The following is a 17,705-nucleotide window of genomic DNA, read 5'->3' on the forward strand; positions in this document are numbered from 1 at the left end:
TATAACTGAGCATTGCGCGCCCTCAGATATGACTTTTCCGCCTCAAAAATAGCAGCGGAGGCTGCACTTTTAGAGAAATACCGCGGCCAAGCCCCTCAAAAAGGGCAACCAAGCCTGCATAGCTACTAGTCCAAGAACCCCGAAAGGTCAGCGCTGCGCCGGGCCAGCCGCTCCAGGCGGGATTCGGTCATGGAGGCGATCTGGTCGATGATGGCGCGGTCGCGGGCGGCATCAGTATCGGCCTGCTCCCACCACAGGCGGAAGGTGGCATCGAGCGAACCGGGCGCACCTGCGACGAGGTAGTCGTAGACGCGGTAGATGCGCTCGCGCTGGCGGTCTTGGCGGGCTAGATGCGCTGGTTCATCCATCACGTAAAGCACGGCAATCGTTTTTAAGAGCTTAACCTCTGCCTGCGCCAAGGGCGGAACGCGGAGGTCACCGTGCATGCGGCCGAGCGTATTGGCGCTGATGAGTTCGGCATTCGCCTCCGAGGTCGCGCCAATAGTGACACCCACATAGCGTCCCACCAGCTCAGAGGTCATCTTTTTCAGCTTGGCATAATCGCGCAGGGTGTAGTCGAAATTGCCAAGGGCGTTGATGACATCGAGGTTGCGCAGGCTATCGGCGGCTTCCAAGAGTTCATCGGCGGTTCCGCCAAAGGCCTCGGCGCCCTTTTCTGCAAGGTGGGCCAGCTCCACCAAATCCCACAACACGTTCAAGGAAATGCGCTGGGAGATGATGCCGTCTTCCACGTCATGCACGGAATAGGCAATATCATCGGACCAGTCCATGACCTGGGCCTCGATGCACTTTCGCTTATCGCTATGGCCTTCGCGCAGCCACGCTAAAAGGTCTGCGTCCTCATCATAAGCGCCGTATTTGCGGTTGATGGTGCCATCCGGATTGGTCTTGGTCCAAGGATATTTGCACGCGCCATCGAGCGCGGCGCGGGTGAGGTTGAGGCCAAAGCTGTGGGCGGTGCCATCGGCGTCCTCGACTAGGACTTTGGGCTCGAGGCGAGTCAGGATGCGCAGGGTTTGCGCATTTCCCTCGAAACCGCCTTGAGCAACCTCATTGAGCGCATTTTCGCCATTGTGCCCATAGGGCGGGTGGCCGATATCGTGGGTGAGCCCCGCCATGTCACAGAGATCCGGATCGAGACCGAGGCCGGCGCCGATGCCGCGGGCAATCTGGCCAACCTCGAGCGAGTGGGTAAGCCGGGTGCGCGGGGTATCGCCATCACGTGGGCCTACGACCTGGGTTTTATCCGCCAATCGCCGCAGCGCAGCCGAGTGCAAGACGCGGGCGCGGTCGCGGGAGAATACCCCGCGGTGTTCTTCGATATCGCTAATCGTGGATCCCTTGGGCCGTTCTTCGGCCAGCCGGGCAAAATCAGCTGCAGCATAAGAGTAAGACACGGCGTTTTAGTCTATTCCCCCTGCGTGCGGTCTGCGTCTTTATTTTGCATCGTTTCGTGCCGCAGCTTCTGATTCGGCCGCAGCATCAGCTCGATGCGGTACAGGCGCCTTTTCCAGGCACGCGCGCACTGGGGAGAAACGATGCTGGCGAGCCCAATATAAAACAGCCCGCCGCATTCGTGCGCGAGGTAGCGCCACCAGGGCTTGGAAAAGCGCCGGGCGGGATAATAAGGCGTGCCCGAAACCGAGGCATTGAGCCCTTCCTGCTTGGCGATGACCCACGTGCGCAACCTGTGCAAGGGATCGGTGACGATGATGGCATCGGCAAGGCCGTGGGCATCGATAACCGCAGCTAAGGACTCACGCGTGTCGAGGCCTTCCTCCACGGCGGATACCTGCAGCTCAGGGAAGTGCTCGCGCAGGTAATCGCGCGCGACCCCGGCCTCGGTAACCCGATCCCCGGGCAGCTGGCCGCCGACGGTTATGACGGGCAGGCCGCGGGAGGTGGCCAGCTCCCCGGCATGGCGCAGACGCCCGGCCAGGATGCGGGAGGGGCGGCCATCGTATTGCGCGGTGCCTAAAACAACGACGTATTTCACAATGCTTCCCACCCTACTGCCTGCAGAGGAGGTTCTCCGGATTGGGCGTTCGGGCAGGTAGAGTTGTGGGCATGAATCTTAGTGCACGAATCGGCCGCGCTACCATCGCGGCATTTTTGCTCGGCTGCACCTCCATTGGCGCAGGCCAGGCCTTAGCCGCGGAGACCACTACCATCGCCCAAGCCCCGGATACGGCGGCGGTGACGGATAGGGTAAACGACGAGGCAGGGGTCTTAAGCACCGAGGAAATTAGGGAGATCAATGAGAAGATCACCCAGCTGCAAAAAGACCAGTCGCTCATCATCTTCGTTGTCTTCGCAAACGATCTTGGCACTGATCCAGAAAGCTATGCGCGCAACATCGTCAACGAGAAGGGCCCGAATTCCGCGGCCTATGTCGTTGGTGTGAACGAGCGCCAGGTGGGCGTGCAGACCGGCGATCAATGGCCGGAAGGCCGCCTGGATCAGATGTACGATGCCGCCTATAGCAAGCTCTCCGCCGAGGAATACGGCGCTTCTGCGATCGCGCTTGCCGATGCCGCCCTTGGCTCCTCCAGCTCCTCCGATTCTTCCGGCATGGCCTGGCTGGGCGGTGGCGCCGCCGCCATCGTCGCTGCCGGCGGTGGCATTTGGTACTACTCGCGCCGCAGCACAAAGAAGAGTCAGGCGAAGACCTTAGAGTCCGCCCGCGGGATTGCGCCAGAAGATACCGATCAATTAAACCGGCTGCCGCTAGATACCCTGGATAAGTTGGCCCAGGAGGAACTGGTCTCCACGGATGAATCCATCCGCCGCGGCAAGGAAGAGCTCAATATCGCCCTATCTGAATTCGGGCCGGAGCGCACCCGCCCGTTTACCAAGGCGATGAATCACTCCACCTCTACCCTGCAAAAGGCGTTCAAGATTCGCCAGCGCCTCGATGATGCGGTACCGGAGTCCCAGGCCGAGCGCCGGCAGATGCTGGTAGAAATCGTCTCTACCTGCGGCCAAGCCGATGACGCACTGGATAGCCAGGCAGAAGAGTTTGCCCGGATGCGCGACCTGCTGCTGCAAAGCGACTCCAAGTTGGACGAGCTCACCCAGCGCATCGTCGGGCTGCGGACCCGCCTGCCGGGCGCCGAAGGTACCCTCACAAAGCTCCAAGAGGACTACTCCGCAGAGGTCTTATCCTCCATTGCGGATAACCCAGAATTGGCCAGCGCTTCCCTCGATGAGGCGGAAAAGCTCCTGGACCAAGCCCGCGAGGTGCAGGGCCAGCCTGCCGGGAAGCAGGGTTCACTCGTGGGGCTTATCCGCGATATCGAGCATGCCACGGAGGTTACCGATAGGCTCCTGACCGGTGTGGAGCACGCCGAGGAGAAAATTTCCTCCGCGCGCCGCAATCTGGGCGCGCTCATTACCGAGGTCGAGGGCGAAATCGAGGAAGCCCGAGAGCTGGAGCGCCAAGGCAAGTCCCAGGGAACCCAGGCGGATTGGGAGGCCCTCGAGGAGCTGCTTGAGCGCGCCTCTGCCGCGATCACTGACGCCAAGCAACAGGGCGATACGGATCCCTTGGGCCAGCACACCGCCCTTATGAGCATCGATACCGAGCTTGATGAGCGCCTCGACCGCGTGCGGGAAAAGACCTCCACCCACGCGCGCCAGCTCGAGCTTTTCCACCAGCAAATGTCGGTGGCAGAATCCAATATTCAGGCCGCCGAGGATCTCATTTCCTCGCGCGGGCGCATCGTTGGTTCCGGCGCCCGCACCGCGCTTGCCGATGCCAAGCGTCTCCACGCCCAAGCCCTGCACACCCAGCGCAGCGATATCCGCGGCGCACTGCAATCCTCCCGCGAAGCCGTTGCCGCAGCACAGACTGCCCTGCAGCGGGCCAAGGATGATTCCGATGAGTACCGCCGCCAGCAACAACGCCAGCAGACGAGCTCCACGGCCGGCAATATCATCACCGGTATGGTCCTAGGCCAAATCTTGGGCGGCGGTGGCCGCGGCTTCGGCGGCGGTTTCAGCGGAGGCGGCGGCAACTTCGGTGGCGGCGGAGGATTCTCCGGCGGCGGTGGCGGAGGCGGTTTCCGCGGCGGCTCCTTCTAAGCCCGGCTCAGAAGGCCTGCTTTGTTGGCGCTTAGCCGCGTACGATGCGCGGTGTGGCATCAACAAGCAGGCAGCTATAGCTCAGCACTACCGCGTCTAAGTCCGGAAGGCCATTGTTATCAGCGGCCGCTACTTCCAAGCCATTGCCCCGCGGGGTAAGGCGCGCAACTTCGGTGCCCTCCGCGCTGCCATCTTGGCTGTCGAGGGCCAGTATGCGGCGCTGCTTGCCAAAGATGGCGGAGCGCTCCAAAAGGTAGTGTGCATCTCCGCAGGTCGCGCGCAGGCGCGTGACGGTCAAACCCGCCTGCGAAACTTCACACTGCTTCGCTGCCTCGGAGCCCGCGCTGCGGCTGGCACGCGGCCTAGCCCGCAGGAAGAAACGCGGGGAGGCGGTTGTCCCGTCTAGCGAGGTCTCCACATCAAAAAGCACATCCGGCTGTGCGGGATCCCCAGAGAGCGCGCCGGCAATGGTCAGTACCCCGTCTCGCACCCAGGCGATGTCGGTGCCGCGTACGTCGCGCAGAGTAGTACCTGTCCACTGCCACGGCATCGTTCCCGCCATTAGAAGATGAACACCGCCAGCAGGGCGACGATGGAGGCTAACACCAACGTGATGATCCATACCCACGCGGAATTTTTGGTGTTCTTTTCCAAAATCGCGCGGGTAAACCAACTCAGACCGGCGATCTCGGCGGTGCTTAAGCCTGTCGCATTGTCTTCGAATTCCAAGATGGCCTTGCGCACACCAGAATTCTTGGCGGAAAACTGTGCCACCTTGTTGTCATCGACGTCATCGATGATCCAATCGCCGCTATTTTCATTGACGTAATGAAAAGTGCGGCCATTGAGAGAGGCCTCCAGGCGCTTGTCGCGGCCGAGGCGGCCGGCGAGGCGGTAGACGGAGCCATCGTCAAGCGTGGCCGAAGCGCCCAGATCGCTGACCTCGACGCGCCAAAAATTGCCGTCTACCTCGGCGGAATGCTCCGCGAAGACGCCTAGGCGCTCCGGTCCCTCCTCAACGAGGAGGACGGGCTTTTCGCGCTCGGAGCGATCCCAGCTGGTGTAGTGCATCTGCTTAGCATCCAATCAGGCGCGCGGCGAGGTAGGACTCAAGATCCTCAATCTTTACGCGCTCTTGCTCCATGGTGTCGCGCTCACGCACGGTCACGGCGTTATCCTCGAGCGAATCGAAGTCGAAGGTGACGCAGAATGGCGTACCGACCTCGTCCTGGCGGCGGTAGCGGCGGCCGATGGCACCGGAGACGTCAAAGTCCACGTTCCAGTAAGCGCGCAGCTTATCCGCCAGCTCGCGGGCCGGGGTGGAGAGCTCCTCTTTCTTGGACAATGGGAGGACGGCGACCTTGATGGGTGCCAAGCGGCGGTCCAGGCGCAGAACCACGCGCTTGTCGGTGCCGCCCTTAGCGTTCGGGGCCTCTTCCTCGTCGTAGGCATCTACCAAGAAGGCCATCATGGAACGGCCCAAGCCGGCGGCCGGCTCGATGACGTACGGAATCCAGCGCTCATCATTGGCCTGGTCATAGTAGGACAGGTCCTCGCCAGAGCCCTTGTCGTGAACGGAGAGGTCATAGTTGGTGCGGTTGGCCACACCTTCCAGCTCGCCCCACTTGGAGCCCTTGAAGCCGAAGGCGTACTCCACGTCCACGGTGCGCTTGGAGTAGTGCGAGAGCTTTTCCTTGGGGTGCTCGTACAGGCGCAGGTTTTCTTCCTTGATGCCCAGATCGGTGTACCACTTGTAGCGGTCGTCGATCCAGTACTGGTGCCACTCTTCGTCCTCGCCCGGCTTGACGAAGAACTCCATCTCCATCTGCTCAAACTCGCGGGTGCGGAAGATGAAGTTACCCGGGGTGATCTCGTTGCGGAAGGACTTACCAATATTGGCAATGCCAAATGGCGGCTTCATGCGCGAGGAGGTCATCACGTTCTTGAAGTTGATGAAGATGCCCTGTGCGGTCTCGGGACGCAGGTAGTGCAGGCCCTGCTCATCATCGACTGGCCCCAGGAAGGTCTTCAGCAGGCCAGAAAAGGCCTTCGGCTCGGTCCAGTCACCTGGCTGGCCGGTTTCCGGGTCATTGATATCCGCTAGGCCGTTTTCTGGCTCGTGGCCGTGCTTTTCCTCGTAGGCCTCGATCAGGTGGTCGGCGCGGTAGCGCTTACCTGTGTGGCGGGATTCCACCAGGGGATCAGTAAAGACCTCCACGTGGCCGGAGGAGACCCACACCTGGCGCGGCTGGATGACGGAGGTATCCACACCCACGACATCGGGGCGGGATTGGACCATGTGGCGCCACCACTGACGCTTGATGTTTTCCTTCAACTCCACACCAAGAGGACCATAGTCCCATGCGGAGCGGGAACCGCCGTAAATCTCACCCGCCTGGTAGACCAAGCCGCGGCGTTTACACAGATTAACAACGGTATCGATAAGGGATGCCATGGTTGTAAAGGACTCCTCTGGTAGGGGACAGTCGTGACAATCTCATTCAGTCTAACCCTTATCCCCCATCAGTAGTGGGATCAGGGGGTGCAAATTTAATTCGGTTAATGTACAGGTAATGACCAACTTGAGGTAATATAGTAGTGGTCGACAGATAATAGATACCGTATTGAAGGTGCCCACTCCCTATGACGACCGTTCAATTAGCATTTAATAACTCTGCGGCCGCAAGCGTTATCGCGGCCCTCGATTCTCCGCTGCGCATTTCCATCATTACCCGGCTGGCGGAACGCGACCACTACGTGCACGAGCTGGTAAAAGCCACCGGCAAGTCCCAGCCGCTGATTAGCCAGCACCTGCGGGTACTTAAGCAGGCAGGGATTGTCAGCTCTGAGCGCAATGGCCGCGAGGTGACCTATTCCCTAGTTGCGCCGGAGGTTTTAACCCTTTTGGAAGACGCCGCGAAAATCGCCTCTTAATCACTAGTCTGCATATAAAGACGATTTATTATAGCGCTTGTTGAAAAAGAGTTGATAATATGGATGGCATGTCCATTCATGAGAGTATCCCCAAGCTCGGCTCGCGCAATACTAAACAGCGCACCGCGGTGGTCGAGGTCCTGCGGGACATCGACAAGTTCGCCTCCGCCAAGGAGATTTATCACCAGCTCCAAGAGCGGCAGGAAAAGGTCGGCCTCACCACCGTCTACCGCACCCTGCAGTCTCTTTCTGATATTGATGCCGTAGATGCGCTACACATGCCCAATGGCGAGACCCTGTACCGCCATTGCGAAACCGACGCGCACCACCACCACTTGGTATGCACCAAATGCGGCCGCACCGAAGAAATCGATGGTGGCCCCATTGAAAAGTGGGCTTCGGCCGTAGCCGCCGAGCACAACTTCGAACTTACCGGCCACGACGCGGAGATTTTCGGCGTCTGCTCGCAGTGCGCCGCCGCACAGTAATCACGCGCGTTGTTTTTAATCCCCTATTTCCCTACTTCACGGCACCGAAGCGGCGATCGCGGCGGGCATATTCCTCAATAGCGGCAAAGAGATCCTCCGGGGTGAAATCCGGGAAAAGCTTGTCCTGATAAATCATCTCGGCGTAGGCGGACTGCCACAACAGAAAGTTCGAGGTGCGCTTCTCGCCAGACGGCCGTAAGAATAGATCCACGTCCGGCATACCGGGATCATAGAGATTCTCTGCGATGGTGCTTTCTTTAATATCGCGCGGGCGGATCTCACCGGCGGCGACCTTTTCCGCAATCTGGCGCACGCCATCGACCATTTCCGCCCGGCCGCCGTAATTGACGCACATGGCCAGCGTCATTTTTGTATTATTTTTGGTCAATTCTTCGGCGGCCTCGAGCTCTTTAATCACCGAACGCCACAGGCGCGGGCGCCTTCCCACCCACACCACGCTCACGCCGCGCTCATTGAGCCACTCGCGCTGCCGGCGCAGCACGTCGCGGTTAAAGCTCATCAAAAAGCGCACCTCTTCTGGGCTGCGCCGCCAATTTTCAGTAGAAAACGCATAGGCCGAAAGGTACGGGACACCGGCGGCGAGGCAGGCATCGACGACATCGAGAAGCACCGCCTCTCCCCTGCGGTGGCCTTCCGTGCGTTTCATGCCCTTTTCCTGGGCCCAGCGGCCATTGCCATCCATCACCAACGCAATATGGCGCGGCAGCAGCTCATCCGGGATATTCGGCGGGGTCAGGCGACGAGAAGGATCTGGGGTAATCACGGACTACAGTTTACTGTTCCATCACCTGTAATGCGGACACATTTCGCTCCATGTGCCACTGCAGGTGCGCCCGCGCTAGCCGATGCCCCTCCTGCCGCTGCGCATTCGTCGGGTCCGTCGGGTAGCCATGTGCCAAAAGCCACAAGTGGTGCAGGGTTTCCGGATCCACCTCTGCAGCACCTGGTGGCCGGCATTCGTGGCAGGCGGCGCCGCCGACGGCCGGGTGAAAGGCGTGGTGCGGGCCGGGGCGCTGGCACTGGGCGCAATCAAAAAGGCTCGGTGCCCACCCGGCATGCGCCATGGCCTGCAATAAGAACGCATCGAGCGTTTGCGTCGGCTCCTCGGTTTGCAGATGCTCTAGCGTCGCCACCACCGCGTTGTAGAGATACGGGTCGCCGTCGCCATCCGCGTAGATGAGCCGCTCGGCCGACTCCAAGACCGCGCACGCGGCCGTATAGCGTTCGTAGTCTTCGATGAGACGCGCACCAAAATAATTCACCGTATCCGCTTGGGAAATCGTGGCCAGGTTCTTCCCCACATACAGCTGGACGTCCAAATTGACGAAGAGCTGCAGCCGCGAACCAAAGCGGGATTTTGCTCGGCGCACGCCCTTGGCCACCGCACGCACCAACCCATGGTTTTGGGTGAGAAGAACGATAACGCGGTCTGCTTCCCCAAAATCATAGGAGCGAATGACCACGGCGCGGTCGCGATAGTTTTCGCGCATGGCCTTTTAGAACCCGAGCCTGCCCAGCGACTTGGCATCCGATTGCCAGTTTTTCAGCACCTTGATGCGCAGGTCCAGGTACACGTTCTGGCCCAGTAGCTCCATGATTTCCTTGCGGGCATTGCCCACGATGCGGCGGAAACGCAGGCCATCTTTACCTTCAATGATGCGCTTTTGCCCTTGACGCTCCAAGTACATGATGGCGTGAATATCCAGCACTCCCTCACGCGTGCGCGAGGGCAGCATTTCATCGATTTGCACCGCAACTGAGTGCGGCAGCTCCGCTTTCAAGCCAGATAGCGCGGCTTCACGGATAAGCTCCTCGATGCGCTTTTCTTGCCGCTCATCCGTGATGTGATCATCCGGATAGAACTTCGGGCCCTCCGGCAAGTGATCCACGATGACCTGCACCAAGTCATCCAGCTGCACGCCCTTTTTACTAGAAACCGGAATCACCACTGCCTCTGGATCTTCTTGCGCCAAGAGCTCGTGCAAGGCCAAAAGCTGCGCGCCCACTTGGTCCTTGGAGGCTTTATCCAGCTTGGTCACGATGCCGATGATGGGGGTCTTCGGCGCAATCGAGCGCACATTATCCAAGATCCACCGGTCACCCGGGCCGATCTTTTCATCTGCCGGAATGGTCAATCCGATAACATCCACATCCGCATACGTTTCTTTGACCACTTCATTCAGCCGCTCGCCCAACAAGGTGCGGGGGCGGTGCAGACCCGGCGTATCCACCACGACCACCTGTGCATCCTCGCGGTGAACCAAACCGCGGATGGTGTGACGGGTTGTTTCCGGTTGGTCCGCGGTAATGGCAATCTTTTGACCTACCAGCGCATTAGTCAGCGTGGATTTACCCGTATTCGGGCGGCCCACAAAGGAAACGAATCCAGAGCGGAATCCTTCTGGGGTATCCGTGTATTGCGAATAATCTAGCGGAGCGGCCTTCTCCCCGGCGACTTCCGGAGCAGCATCATCGGGGCCATCTGGCAGGCCCTCGAATGCCGCATCAAACTGTGCATCAATATCAGAACTCATTACCTGCAATGATAGCCCACTGCACCAAAATCTCCGATTGTTTCACGTCACAACAAATCTGCAGGCTAAGCTAAGACAGTTCTCTCCTCCAAGGTGTATTTCTAACCGCTTCCTGAAAGGCAGCCCACCATGCCAACCAAGTCTCCCCTACTTCTGCTAGGAACTCTTCTCACCATTTTCATCAGTGCGTGTTCATCCCCTGATGCCGCCCCTTCGCCTGCCGAAGAGGAATCCACCAGTACTTCTTCCAGTTCATCATCCAGCTCATCTAGTGCGTCCTCTTCGAGCAGCGTTGCACGATCCACCACGCAAGAGCCCACTACCGAAACCCCAGCAGAACCAGAAGCCCAAGTAGTAACTGAGGAGTCAGGCGCACAACCACAAGCGGCAGCCGCTGAGCCTGAGCTGCTGTACTGCGAAATCGGCCTTGGCGCATTCGGGAGATTTTCTGATGGCTCTTCGCACCAAACCGAACTGTGCAATACCCCTGCGCTCCAGCGTTCCATGCGCGCGGAACGGGTATGCGGTGGCCTTAATGGACACTTGCTTTATCCAGACGAGTGGCCAGAACTTTGCAACGGCGGCGCTCCATATTCCGGACCACCGCAGGGTGGAGCCTCGCCAGAACTCTATGACGAAGATTCTCTTGCGGAAACGCCCTTGGAAACACAAGGGGAAAGACTCTAGAGCGGTGCCTCGAAGCTATACCGCGTCGACCTTTTCGCAGATGCTATAGGTCCACTGCAACAACTGAGCATATTCGCACCTGAAATGTAGCAAATCTCGCTCAGATATACCTGAGGACATTGACCTTTTGATGCTGCTATCAGGTCAACACCAGCCTGAAGGCCCCGCTCCCTCAAAATAAATGAGGGTGCGGGGCCTTCAATAGCTAAGAGATTTAGCCGAGTGTCTAGTTCTTGAATTCATCCGGGAGCGGACCAAGCTGCGGTCCGTCCGGGTAGTACTTCCAGCCGTCCTTGATGCGAACATCATCGGACCACGGCAGTTTGTACTCGCCCTTGGCTAGGTCTTCTACCCAGGTGAGGTAATTCTCGGTCTTTCCGCCTGGGTAACCGACGTAGCCGCGGTTGCCTAGGTTGAAGATGTTGTTTTCGAGGCCCCAGTTGATGCGCGCCTTATCAGCCAGCGCTGGAAATACCTCTGCAGTGACGATTTCGCCCGGGTTGCGGTGGCCCTCAGAAATCATGTGGCCATCGTAGTTGCAGACATTGCCCTCACCGAAGTAGTAGAAGACCTGGTCATAGCCCGCCAAGTTCACCGATGCCGTGTACATCAGGTTCTGGAAGGCGTTGGTCTTGTTGGTCATCACCCACTGGTCTTGGGTCTGGGTGGAATAGCCCGAGATGCGGATGTAGACATTGGCACCCTTATACGCCGCTTCGCGGGCGAGCTCAGGGAACATGCCATCGTGACAGATATTGACCGCGAGCTTGGAGCCCTTGGGGCCATCGCATACCGGCATGCCCAAGTCGCCTGGGTACCACGGCTCGATGGGGGTCCATGGCTGCAGCTTGCGGTAGTGCAGTGCAATCTCACCGTCGGAGTTGATGATAATCGCCGTGTTGAACGGGGGCTTTCCTTTCTCATGGTTGGGTTCCATGATGGAGAAGACGCCCCAGACGTCGTTATCCTTACAAGCCTGCTTGTACTGGTCCACCTTGGGATCATCGAGCCCGATGAGGAATTCATCGTAGGACCAAATCTTGGTGTTCAGTCCCGACGAGGAGTATTCCGGAAAGACGATGAGATCCAAGTCTGGGTAGCCGGCCTTGGTCGAGGCCACCATGCGGCAGATTTCATCGACGTTTGCCTGAACGTCTTCTGGGGTATTGACTACGGGAACTGGGTATTGGATAAGGGCCATCAACAGGCCGTCGGGGGATGCGCTGATGCTTCCGGTGCTGGACAAGACGGGACTCCAATCACGTCGTCGATTAAGTTACACCTATCACTCTATATGGCGAACATCACGTATCCACTAGAAAAACGACGCTCTTGTCTCAGATTGCAGACGCATCCCCTCTGGGAGACAGCTTTAGAGCTCCTCGGCCTGGAATTGCATGCTCGGGTGGGCGAAAGCGTCTTGGGCCTGAATGAGCTGCAGCTCGGTGGATTCGGCTTCATACGTGGTGCGCAGAAGCTCGTAGACGGAAGATGCGGTGCGGCGCAGCGCTTCTTTAACGTCATGGGTTTCAACGTAGTGGCCGGTAAACAGCGCGGCGGTCACGTCGCCGGAGCCGTTGCGCTTAAACGGCAACAGCGGGGTCGAGAGCAAGAAAGCGCGCTCACCGTCGACGGCGAGCATCTCAATCTGATCCGCAGGGGTTTCCGGGCGCTTTACGGAGGTAACCAGTACCGTCTTCGGCCCCATTTCCTGCGCCTTCTTCACCGCCGCCAAGGTCTGGTCCAAGGTGCTGACCTCGGTATCGGTCAGATAGCCCAGCTCAAATTGGTTTGGAGTGATGATATCGGCAACCGGCACCACGCGGTCGCGCAGCAGCGGCGGAATGTCATCGGAAACGAAGCAGCCCGACTTCGCATTACCCATCACGGGGTCGCAGGCGTAGAGAGCCTTGGGGTTGACGGCCTTTATGCGGCGGACGGTGTCCACGATGGCATCGGCAATGTCGGCACCACCCTGGTATCCGGAAAGGATGGCGTCGATGCCTTCAAAAGCACCGCGCTTTTCGATGCCATCGATGATCGACGTGACATCACTGGCCGGAATCATCGGCCCGCCCCAGTCACCGTATCCGGTGTGGTTGGAAAAATTCACCGTGTGCACGGGCCACACCTCGTGGCCGGCGCGCTGGAGGGGAAAGACGGCCGCGGAATTTCCCACATGGCCGTAGGTGACATGAGACTGGATGGAAAGGATAGTCATAGCTATCCATTGTGCTACTGACTGTGCACAGAGACAAAGGAATGGGCGAAATTATTCTTGGGGTTCCTCGTCGCGTGGTTCCCCGATGGCAGGAATTCCGCCACCAGGCACCTGCTCATCAAGGCGTGCGCGCTCGGCAGCATCCGGAAAGGCCTTCGGGCCCGATGGCTTTGGCTGGTAGCTCTTCCCGCGAGCAGCGAGGTCATCGTACCAATCCGCCAGCAGCTCATTCTGCCGGGCAAACATTTCCTTTTCCTCCGCCGCGGTGGCGTGATCGTAGCCCAGCAAGTGCAGGCAACCGTGCACCGTCAACAGCGCGAGCTCGTGCCCGAGCGAATGCCCGGCGGCATCGGCCTGGCGCAGGGCAAACTCGGGGCACAATACGATATCGCCAAGCATGGCAGGGCCCGGATCGGCGGCATCGGGGCGCCCACCACCAGAAGTGGCGCCGGGGGTAAGTTCATCCATGGGAAAACTCATCACATCGGTAGGGCCCTCTAGATCCATCCAGCGGATGTGCAGATCCTCGATGGATTTCAGGTCCACGCAGGTAATGGTGCATTCCGCAGCGGGATTGATGTCCATGGCGCCGAAGGTATAAGAGGCGACATCGATAAGCATCTCCTCGTTGACGCCATCAAAACCCGACTCATTGAGAAATTCGATACTCACTTATTCCCCCTCGTTTTCCGCGGCGTTTTTATTATCAAAGGAATCATAAGCATCCACGATGCGGCCCACCAGCTGGTGGCGCACCACGTCTTGGGCGCTGAGATCCGCAAAGTGGATATCGTCCACGTTATTGAGAATCCGCCGCACAATGCGCAGGCCGGAAACCTGGCCGCGCGGGAGATCCACCTGAGAGATATCGCCGGTGACCACTATGGTGGAACCAAAGCCCAGGCGGGTCAAAAACATCTTCATCTGCGCCGGTGTAGTGTTTTGCGCCTCATCGAGGATGACAAAAGCATCATTGAGCGTGCGCCCGCGCATATACGCCAGCGGGGCGACCTCGATGATGCCGGCATCCATCAGCTTGGGAATCATCTCCGGATCCAACATGTCCCGCAGCGCGTCATAGAGCGGGCGCAGGTACGGGTCGATCTTGTCATTGAGCGTACCCGGCAAAAAGCCTAGATTTTCGCCCGCTTCGACTGCCGGACGGGTCAGGATAATGCGCGAGACCTGCTTATTTTGCAGGGCCTGCACGGCCTTCGCCACTGCCAGATAGGTCTTGCCGGAACCGGCCGGGCCAATGCCAAAGACCACCGTATTATTATCGATGGCCTGCACATATTCGGATTGCCCCACGGTTTTGGGGCGGATGGACTTGCCGCGGCGCTTGACGATGTCCGCCGCCATCGCCGCTGCCACCGACTGCGGCGCCTCTACAGCGACCATGTCCATGGTGTGCTTGACCGTATCGGTAGATACGGCATGGCCGCGCCTAGCGATGACCTCGAGCTCATCGAGGATCTTCGCCGCGCGGGCTACCTCGTAATCGGGGCCGGTGACGGTGACAATATTGCCGCGGGCAAAAAGGTCCGCATCGAGGCGGTCATTGAGCACGCGTAGGTTATCGTCCGCGCTGCCCAATACGCTGCTGACATACGCGGAATCGATCTCACATTTCTTGGTGATGATAGGCACGTCTAATAGGCTACCAGCGCTCAGTCCGCATGCCGATAGCCGCCAAGGCCACCATCGCCGCGCTGGCGGTGCGCAAAACCTCTGGGCCCAATTTGATGGGAACGGCACCTGCCTCGCGCAGTGTTGCCAGCTCTTCTTCCCCAATTCCGCCCTCAGGGCCAACCAAAAGGAAGACCTCACCGCGCAAGTCCACCGTGCGGATAGACTCGGTGGCTTCCTCGTGCAGGACTAGCACGCTCGCTGATCCTGCGCGTTCTGTCAGTTCCGCAACCAATTGGCGGGTAGTCAGAGGACCGCGAATCTGCGGGATGCGGTCTCGCCGCGATTGCTTTGCGGCCGATTCGGCGGCGGCCTGCCATTTGGCCACGGCCTTCGGAGCCTTCTTCCCGTCCCACTTGGCCACGCAGCGATCCGCCTGCCAAGCGATGATCTCATCCGCCCCGGCTTGGGTAGCCAGGTCAACGGCCAACTCGGCGCGCTCTGATTTAGGAATCGCCTGCACCACAGTGACCCGCGGATGCGGCTCCGGAAGGTGGGTGACAGAGTCGACGGTACCGGTTAAGTGGTCCTTGCCCGAGGTCTCGGTGACAGTAAGGGTAAGGCGGATACCGGTGCCATCGATAAGCGCCAGCTTCTCCCCCTGCTGCATCCGCTTGACCGTTACGGCGTGGCGCGCCTCAGGCCCCGACAACGAAATGCTGTCTCCGGCCGCGACGGCGCCGAGATCTGGGTGGATGAAGACGGGCAGCGACATTAGCGGCGGAACTTATCGCGCAGGCGGGTAAAAAAGGAGTCTTCCTGCCCGTCGCTAGCGGTACGCACGCGGGCGCCCTCATCGCGGGTATTGCGGATTTTTTCCAGAGCCTCGCGACTCTTGCGGTCCAAATCCTTAGGAACCACCACGTCTACGTGGGCAAAGAGGCTACCGTAACCATCGGTGCGCAGGCGTGGCATACCCGCGCCTTCGATCTTGATGGACTCGCCCGGCTGGGTGCCCGGCTCGATATCGATGGTGAGCTCTTCGCCGTTGAGCTGGTCGATGGTGAAGTTGGTGCCCAGGGCAGCATCGATCATCGGCACATGCACGGTAACGTTCAGGTCATCCGCATTGCGCTGGAAGACCTCGTGTTCCTGCGTGTGCACCTCCACGTAGAGGTCACCTGCAGGCCCGCCACCGTGGCCGACCTCGCCCTGGGAGGCCATGCGGATGCGCATGCCATCGTTGATGCCGGCCGGGATAGAGACCGTAAGGTCGCGGCGCTTTTTCACGCGTCCGTCGCCGGCGCACTGGTTGCAGGGATCCTCAATGATTTCGCCAAAGCCCTGGCACTTCGGGCACGGGCGGGTGGTCATCACGTTGCCCAAGAAGCTGCGCTGCATCTCCTGGATCTCACCCATGCCGTTGCAGTTATCGCAGGTGACGGGCTTGGACTTGGAGTTCGAGCCGGTGCCGCCGCAGGAATCACACAGCACCGCGGTATCGACGGTGACCTTCTTCTTCAGGCCGGTATAAGCCTCTTCCAGGGTAATTCGGGTGCGCAGGAGGGCATCGTTGCCGGGCTGCACGCGCGACTTAGGCCCGCGGGATCCGCCGCCGGCGCCACCGCCGAAGAACTCGGCGAAGATATCACCTAAGCCACCGCCGCCGAAGCCGCTAAATCCGCCGGCACCGGCACCAGCGCCACCGCCGCCTTGCTCCATGGGATCGCCGCCCATATCGACGATCTGGCGCTTTTGCGGATCCAACAAAACTTCCTGGGCAACCGAGGCCTCGCGAAATTTCTCCGCCGCTGCCTCATCATCCGGGTTCACATCCGGGTGATACTTGCGGGCCAGTTTGCGGTACGCCTTCTTAATTTCCTGGTCCGTTGCGTCCTTATCAACACCGAGGATGCCGTAATAGTCACGAGCCACTGTTAGAGATATTCCTTACTCGATCGTCTTGTTGGTATTACCTTGCAAAAATTTATGTAGCGACCGGCTAGTCTACTCGCACTACTCGCCGGCCAAAATTTCACTCACGTATTGTGCAACAGCAGAGACCTTAGAGATTGTTCCCGAATAGTCCATAAAGGTCGGCCCCACCACGCCAAGGCCGCCAAGCGTAGCCGCCTGTCCCCCGGTTCCAAAACCATACCCGGCGGCAACGACGGAGGCATCGCGCAGTTGATCCTCTTCATTTTCGTCGCCGATCACCACGGAAACATTGCCCAGGTCCGGTACGCGTGCCAGCAATTTCAACACGACGACTTGCTCTTCCAAGGCCTCGATAATTTTGGGCAGTCCTTCCGGGAATTCGCGCGCGACGCGGGTGAGATTCGAAGTCCCCGCCAAAATCAAGCGATCGGAAGGCTGCTCCACCAAGGTTTCAATGAGCGTGGTCGCCACCTTGAGCACGTGGCGGCGAATATCCAGCGGGGCGTCATCGACGAGGTGGGCGAGCTCCACGGAGGCATCAGTAAGCGTCTTGCCCACCAGTGCATTATTGACGATGTCCCGCAGGCGATACGTCTGGTCTTGGTCAATGACCTCATCCAGTTCCACGTTGCGCTGATCCACGCGGCCATTATCCGTAATCAACACCAGCAGCACCCGCACCGGAGATAGCGTGACCACCTCACAGTGCTTAACGCGCGAGACCTTCAAATTGGGCAACTGCACCACGGCCGCCTGCTCAGTGACCTGAGCCAAAAGCTGCACGGAGCGGCGCAGCACATCTTCGAGGTCTACCCCGCCTTCCAGGAAGTTCAGCATCGCCTTGCGCTCAGGGGTAGAAAGCGGCTTGACCTCGTGCAGAGAATCAACGAACTGCCGGTAGCCCTGCTGCGTGGGAACGCGCCCAGAACTAGCATGCTGCTGCGAAATCAGCCCCTGCGATTCCAGCACGGCCATGTCATTGCGGATGGTCGCGGAAGAAACGCCCAGCCGGTAGCGCTCTACCAGCGTTTTGGAACCGACAGGCTCCTGGGAGGCAATGTAATCCGCAACGATGGCCCGCAGGACCTCCTTGCGGCGGGCATCAGTTGAGGTGGACACTTCGAGTGCTCCTATTCTCTGCGGGTTAGT

The 17,705-nt window shown here is 59.4% G+C and carries 18 protein-coding genes; 3 read left to right on the forward strand and 15 right to left on the reverse strand.

Features of this window, described 5'->3' with window-relative positions:
* Positions 1-125: 125 nt before the first annotated feature.
* On the reverse strand, positions 126-1,418 hold the full coding sequence (locus tag HMPREF1287_RS05065) for a deoxyguanosinetriphosphate triphosphohydrolase (protein WP_005278111.1): 1,293 nt from the start codon (positions 1,416-1,418) through the stop codon (positions 126-128).
* 11 nt (positions 1,419-1,429) lie between these two features.
* On the reverse strand, positions 1,430-2,017 hold the full coding sequence (locus HMPREF1287_RS05070; protein WP_023017144.1) for a YdcF family protein: 588 nt from the start codon (positions 2,015-2,017) through the stop codon (positions 1,430-1,432).
* A 71-nt stretch (positions 2,018-2,088) separates the two neighbouring features.
* On the opposite strand from HMPREF1287_RS05070, the gene HMPREF1287_RS05075 reads away from it, so the two are divergent.
* Complete coding sequence (locus tag HMPREF1287_RS05075; protein WP_034654155.1) at positions 2,089-4,104, forward strand: TPM domain-containing protein; 2,016 nt, start codon at positions 2,089-2,091, stop codon at positions 4,102-4,104.
* A 31-nt stretch (positions 4,105-4,135) separates the two neighbouring features.
* On the opposite strand, the gene HMPREF1287_RS05080 is transcribed toward HMPREF1287_RS05075, so the two are convergent.
* Genes HMPREF1287_RS05080 through HMPREF1287_RS05090 form a run of 3 tightly spaced genes read right to left on the reverse strand, consistent with a single transcriptional unit; the run spans position 4,136 to position 6,559 of the window.
* Positions 4,136-4,666 (reverse strand): hypothetical protein, encoded by a 531-nt coding sequence (locus HMPREF1287_RS05080; RefSeq protein ID WP_023017142.1) that lies wholly within the window; start codon positions 4,664-4,666, stop codon positions 4,136-4,138.
* Positions 4,666-5,175, reverse strand: coding sequence for a hypothetical protein (locus HMPREF1287_RS05085; RefSeq protein WP_023017141.1), 510 nt, complete (start codon positions 5,173-5,175; stop codon positions 4,666-4,668). The genes HMPREF1287_RS05080 and HMPREF1287_RS05085 overlap by 1 nt, the downstream gene beginning before the upstream one ends.
* Positions 5,176-5,179: 4 nt before the next feature.
* A complete protein-coding gene (locus HMPREF1287_RS05090; RefSeq protein ID WP_023017140.1) occupies positions 5,180-6,559 on the reverse strand; it encodes a glycine--tRNA ligase in 1,380 nt (459 codons plus the stop codon).
* A 188-nt stretch (positions 6,560-6,747) separates the two neighbouring features.
* On the opposite strand from HMPREF1287_RS05090, the gene HMPREF1287_RS05095 reads away from it, so the two are divergent.
* Both HMPREF1287_RS05095 and HMPREF1287_RS05100 read left to right on the forward strand, forming a co-directional pair.
* On the forward strand, positions 6,748-7,038 hold the full coding sequence (locus HMPREF1287_RS05095; RefSeq protein WP_005278104.1) for a helix-turn-helix transcriptional regulator: 291 nt from the start codon (positions 6,748-6,750) through the stop codon (positions 7,036-7,038).
* A 68-nt stretch (positions 7,039-7,106) separates the two neighbouring features.
* Entirely contained in the window at positions 7,107-7,526 is a 420-nt protein-coding gene (locus HMPREF1287_RS05100; protein WP_034654292.1) for a Fur family transcriptional regulator, read from the forward strand.
* 31 nt (positions 7,527-7,557) lie between these two features.
* On the opposite strand, the gene HMPREF1287_RS05105 is transcribed toward HMPREF1287_RS05100, so the two are convergent.
* The 10 genes from HMPREF1287_RS05105 to hrcA all read right to left on the reverse strand — a co-directional run bounded on the left by HMPREF1287_RS05105 (position 7,558) and on the right by hrcA (position 17,675).
* Positions 7,558-8,310, reverse strand: a complete 753-nt coding sequence (locus tag HMPREF1287_RS05105; protein ID WP_023017138.1) for an isoprenyl transferase — start codon at positions 8,308-8,310, stop codon at positions 7,558-7,560.
* Positions 8,311-8,320: 10 nt separating this feature from the next.
* Positions 8,321-9,037 (reverse strand): DNA repair protein RecO, encoded by a 717-nt coding sequence (gene recO / locus HMPREF1287_RS05110; RefSeq protein WP_005278101.1) that lies wholly within the window; start codon positions 9,035-9,037, stop codon positions 8,321-8,323.
* 6 nt (positions 9,038-9,043) lie between these two features.
* Positions 9,044-10,081 (reverse strand): GTPase Era, encoded by a 1,038-nt coding sequence (era, locus tag HMPREF1287_RS05115; RefSeq protein WP_023017137.1) that lies wholly within the window; start codon positions 10,079-10,081, stop codon positions 9,044-9,046.
* A 913-nt stretch (positions 10,082-10,994) separates the two neighbouring features.
* On the reverse strand, positions 10,995-12,014 hold the full coding sequence (locus HMPREF1287_RS05125; protein WP_023017135.1) for a formamidase: 1,020 nt from the start codon (positions 12,012-12,014) through the stop codon (positions 10,995-10,997).
* 126 nt (positions 12,015-12,140) lie between these two features.
* Complete coding sequence (gene pdxY, locus HMPREF1287_RS05130) at positions 12,141-12,989, reverse strand: pyridoxal kinase PdxY (RefSeq protein WP_005284194.1); 849 nt, start codon at positions 12,987-12,989, stop codon at positions 12,141-12,143.
* A gap of 51 nt (positions 12,990-13,040) precedes the next feature.
* Positions 13,041-13,661, reverse strand: coding sequence for an rRNA maturation RNase YbeY (gene ybeY / locus HMPREF1287_RS05135; protein WP_005278097.1), 621 nt, complete (start codon positions 13,659-13,661; stop codon positions 13,041-13,043).
* Positions 13,662-14,639 (reverse strand): PhoH family protein, encoded by a 978-nt coding sequence (locus HMPREF1287_RS05140; RefSeq protein WP_023017134.1) that lies wholly within the window; start codon positions 14,637-14,639, stop codon positions 13,662-13,664. It abuts the gene before it with no gap.
* A 10-nt stretch (positions 14,640-14,649) separates the two neighbouring features.
* Positions 14,650-15,393, reverse strand: a complete 744-nt coding sequence (locus HMPREF1287_RS05145; RefSeq protein ID WP_023017133.1) for a 16S rRNA (uracil(1498)-N(3))-methyltransferase — start codon at positions 15,391-15,393, stop codon at positions 14,650-14,652.
* A complete protein-coding gene (gene dnaJ, locus HMPREF1287_RS05150) occupies positions 15,393-16,553 on the reverse strand; it encodes a molecular chaperone DnaJ (protein WP_023017132.1) in 1,161 nt (386 codons plus the stop codon). Before dnaJ ends, HMPREF1287_RS05145 begins: the two co-directional genes overlap by 1 nt.
* An 81-nt stretch (positions 16,554-16,634) precedes the next feature.
* Positions 16,635-17,675 (reverse strand): heat-inducible transcriptional repressor HrcA, encoded by a 1,041-nt coding sequence (gene hrcA / locus HMPREF1287_RS05155; RefSeq protein WP_023017131.1) that lies wholly within the window; start codon positions 17,673-17,675, stop codon positions 16,635-16,637.
* Positions 17,676-17,705 lie beyond the last annotated feature (30 nt).

Source organism: Corynebacterium sp. KPL1986 (assembly GCF_000477975.1).
Taxonomy (GTDB): Bacteria; Actinomycetota; Actinomycetes; order Mycobacteriales; family Mycobacteriaceae; genus Corynebacterium; species Corynebacterium accolens.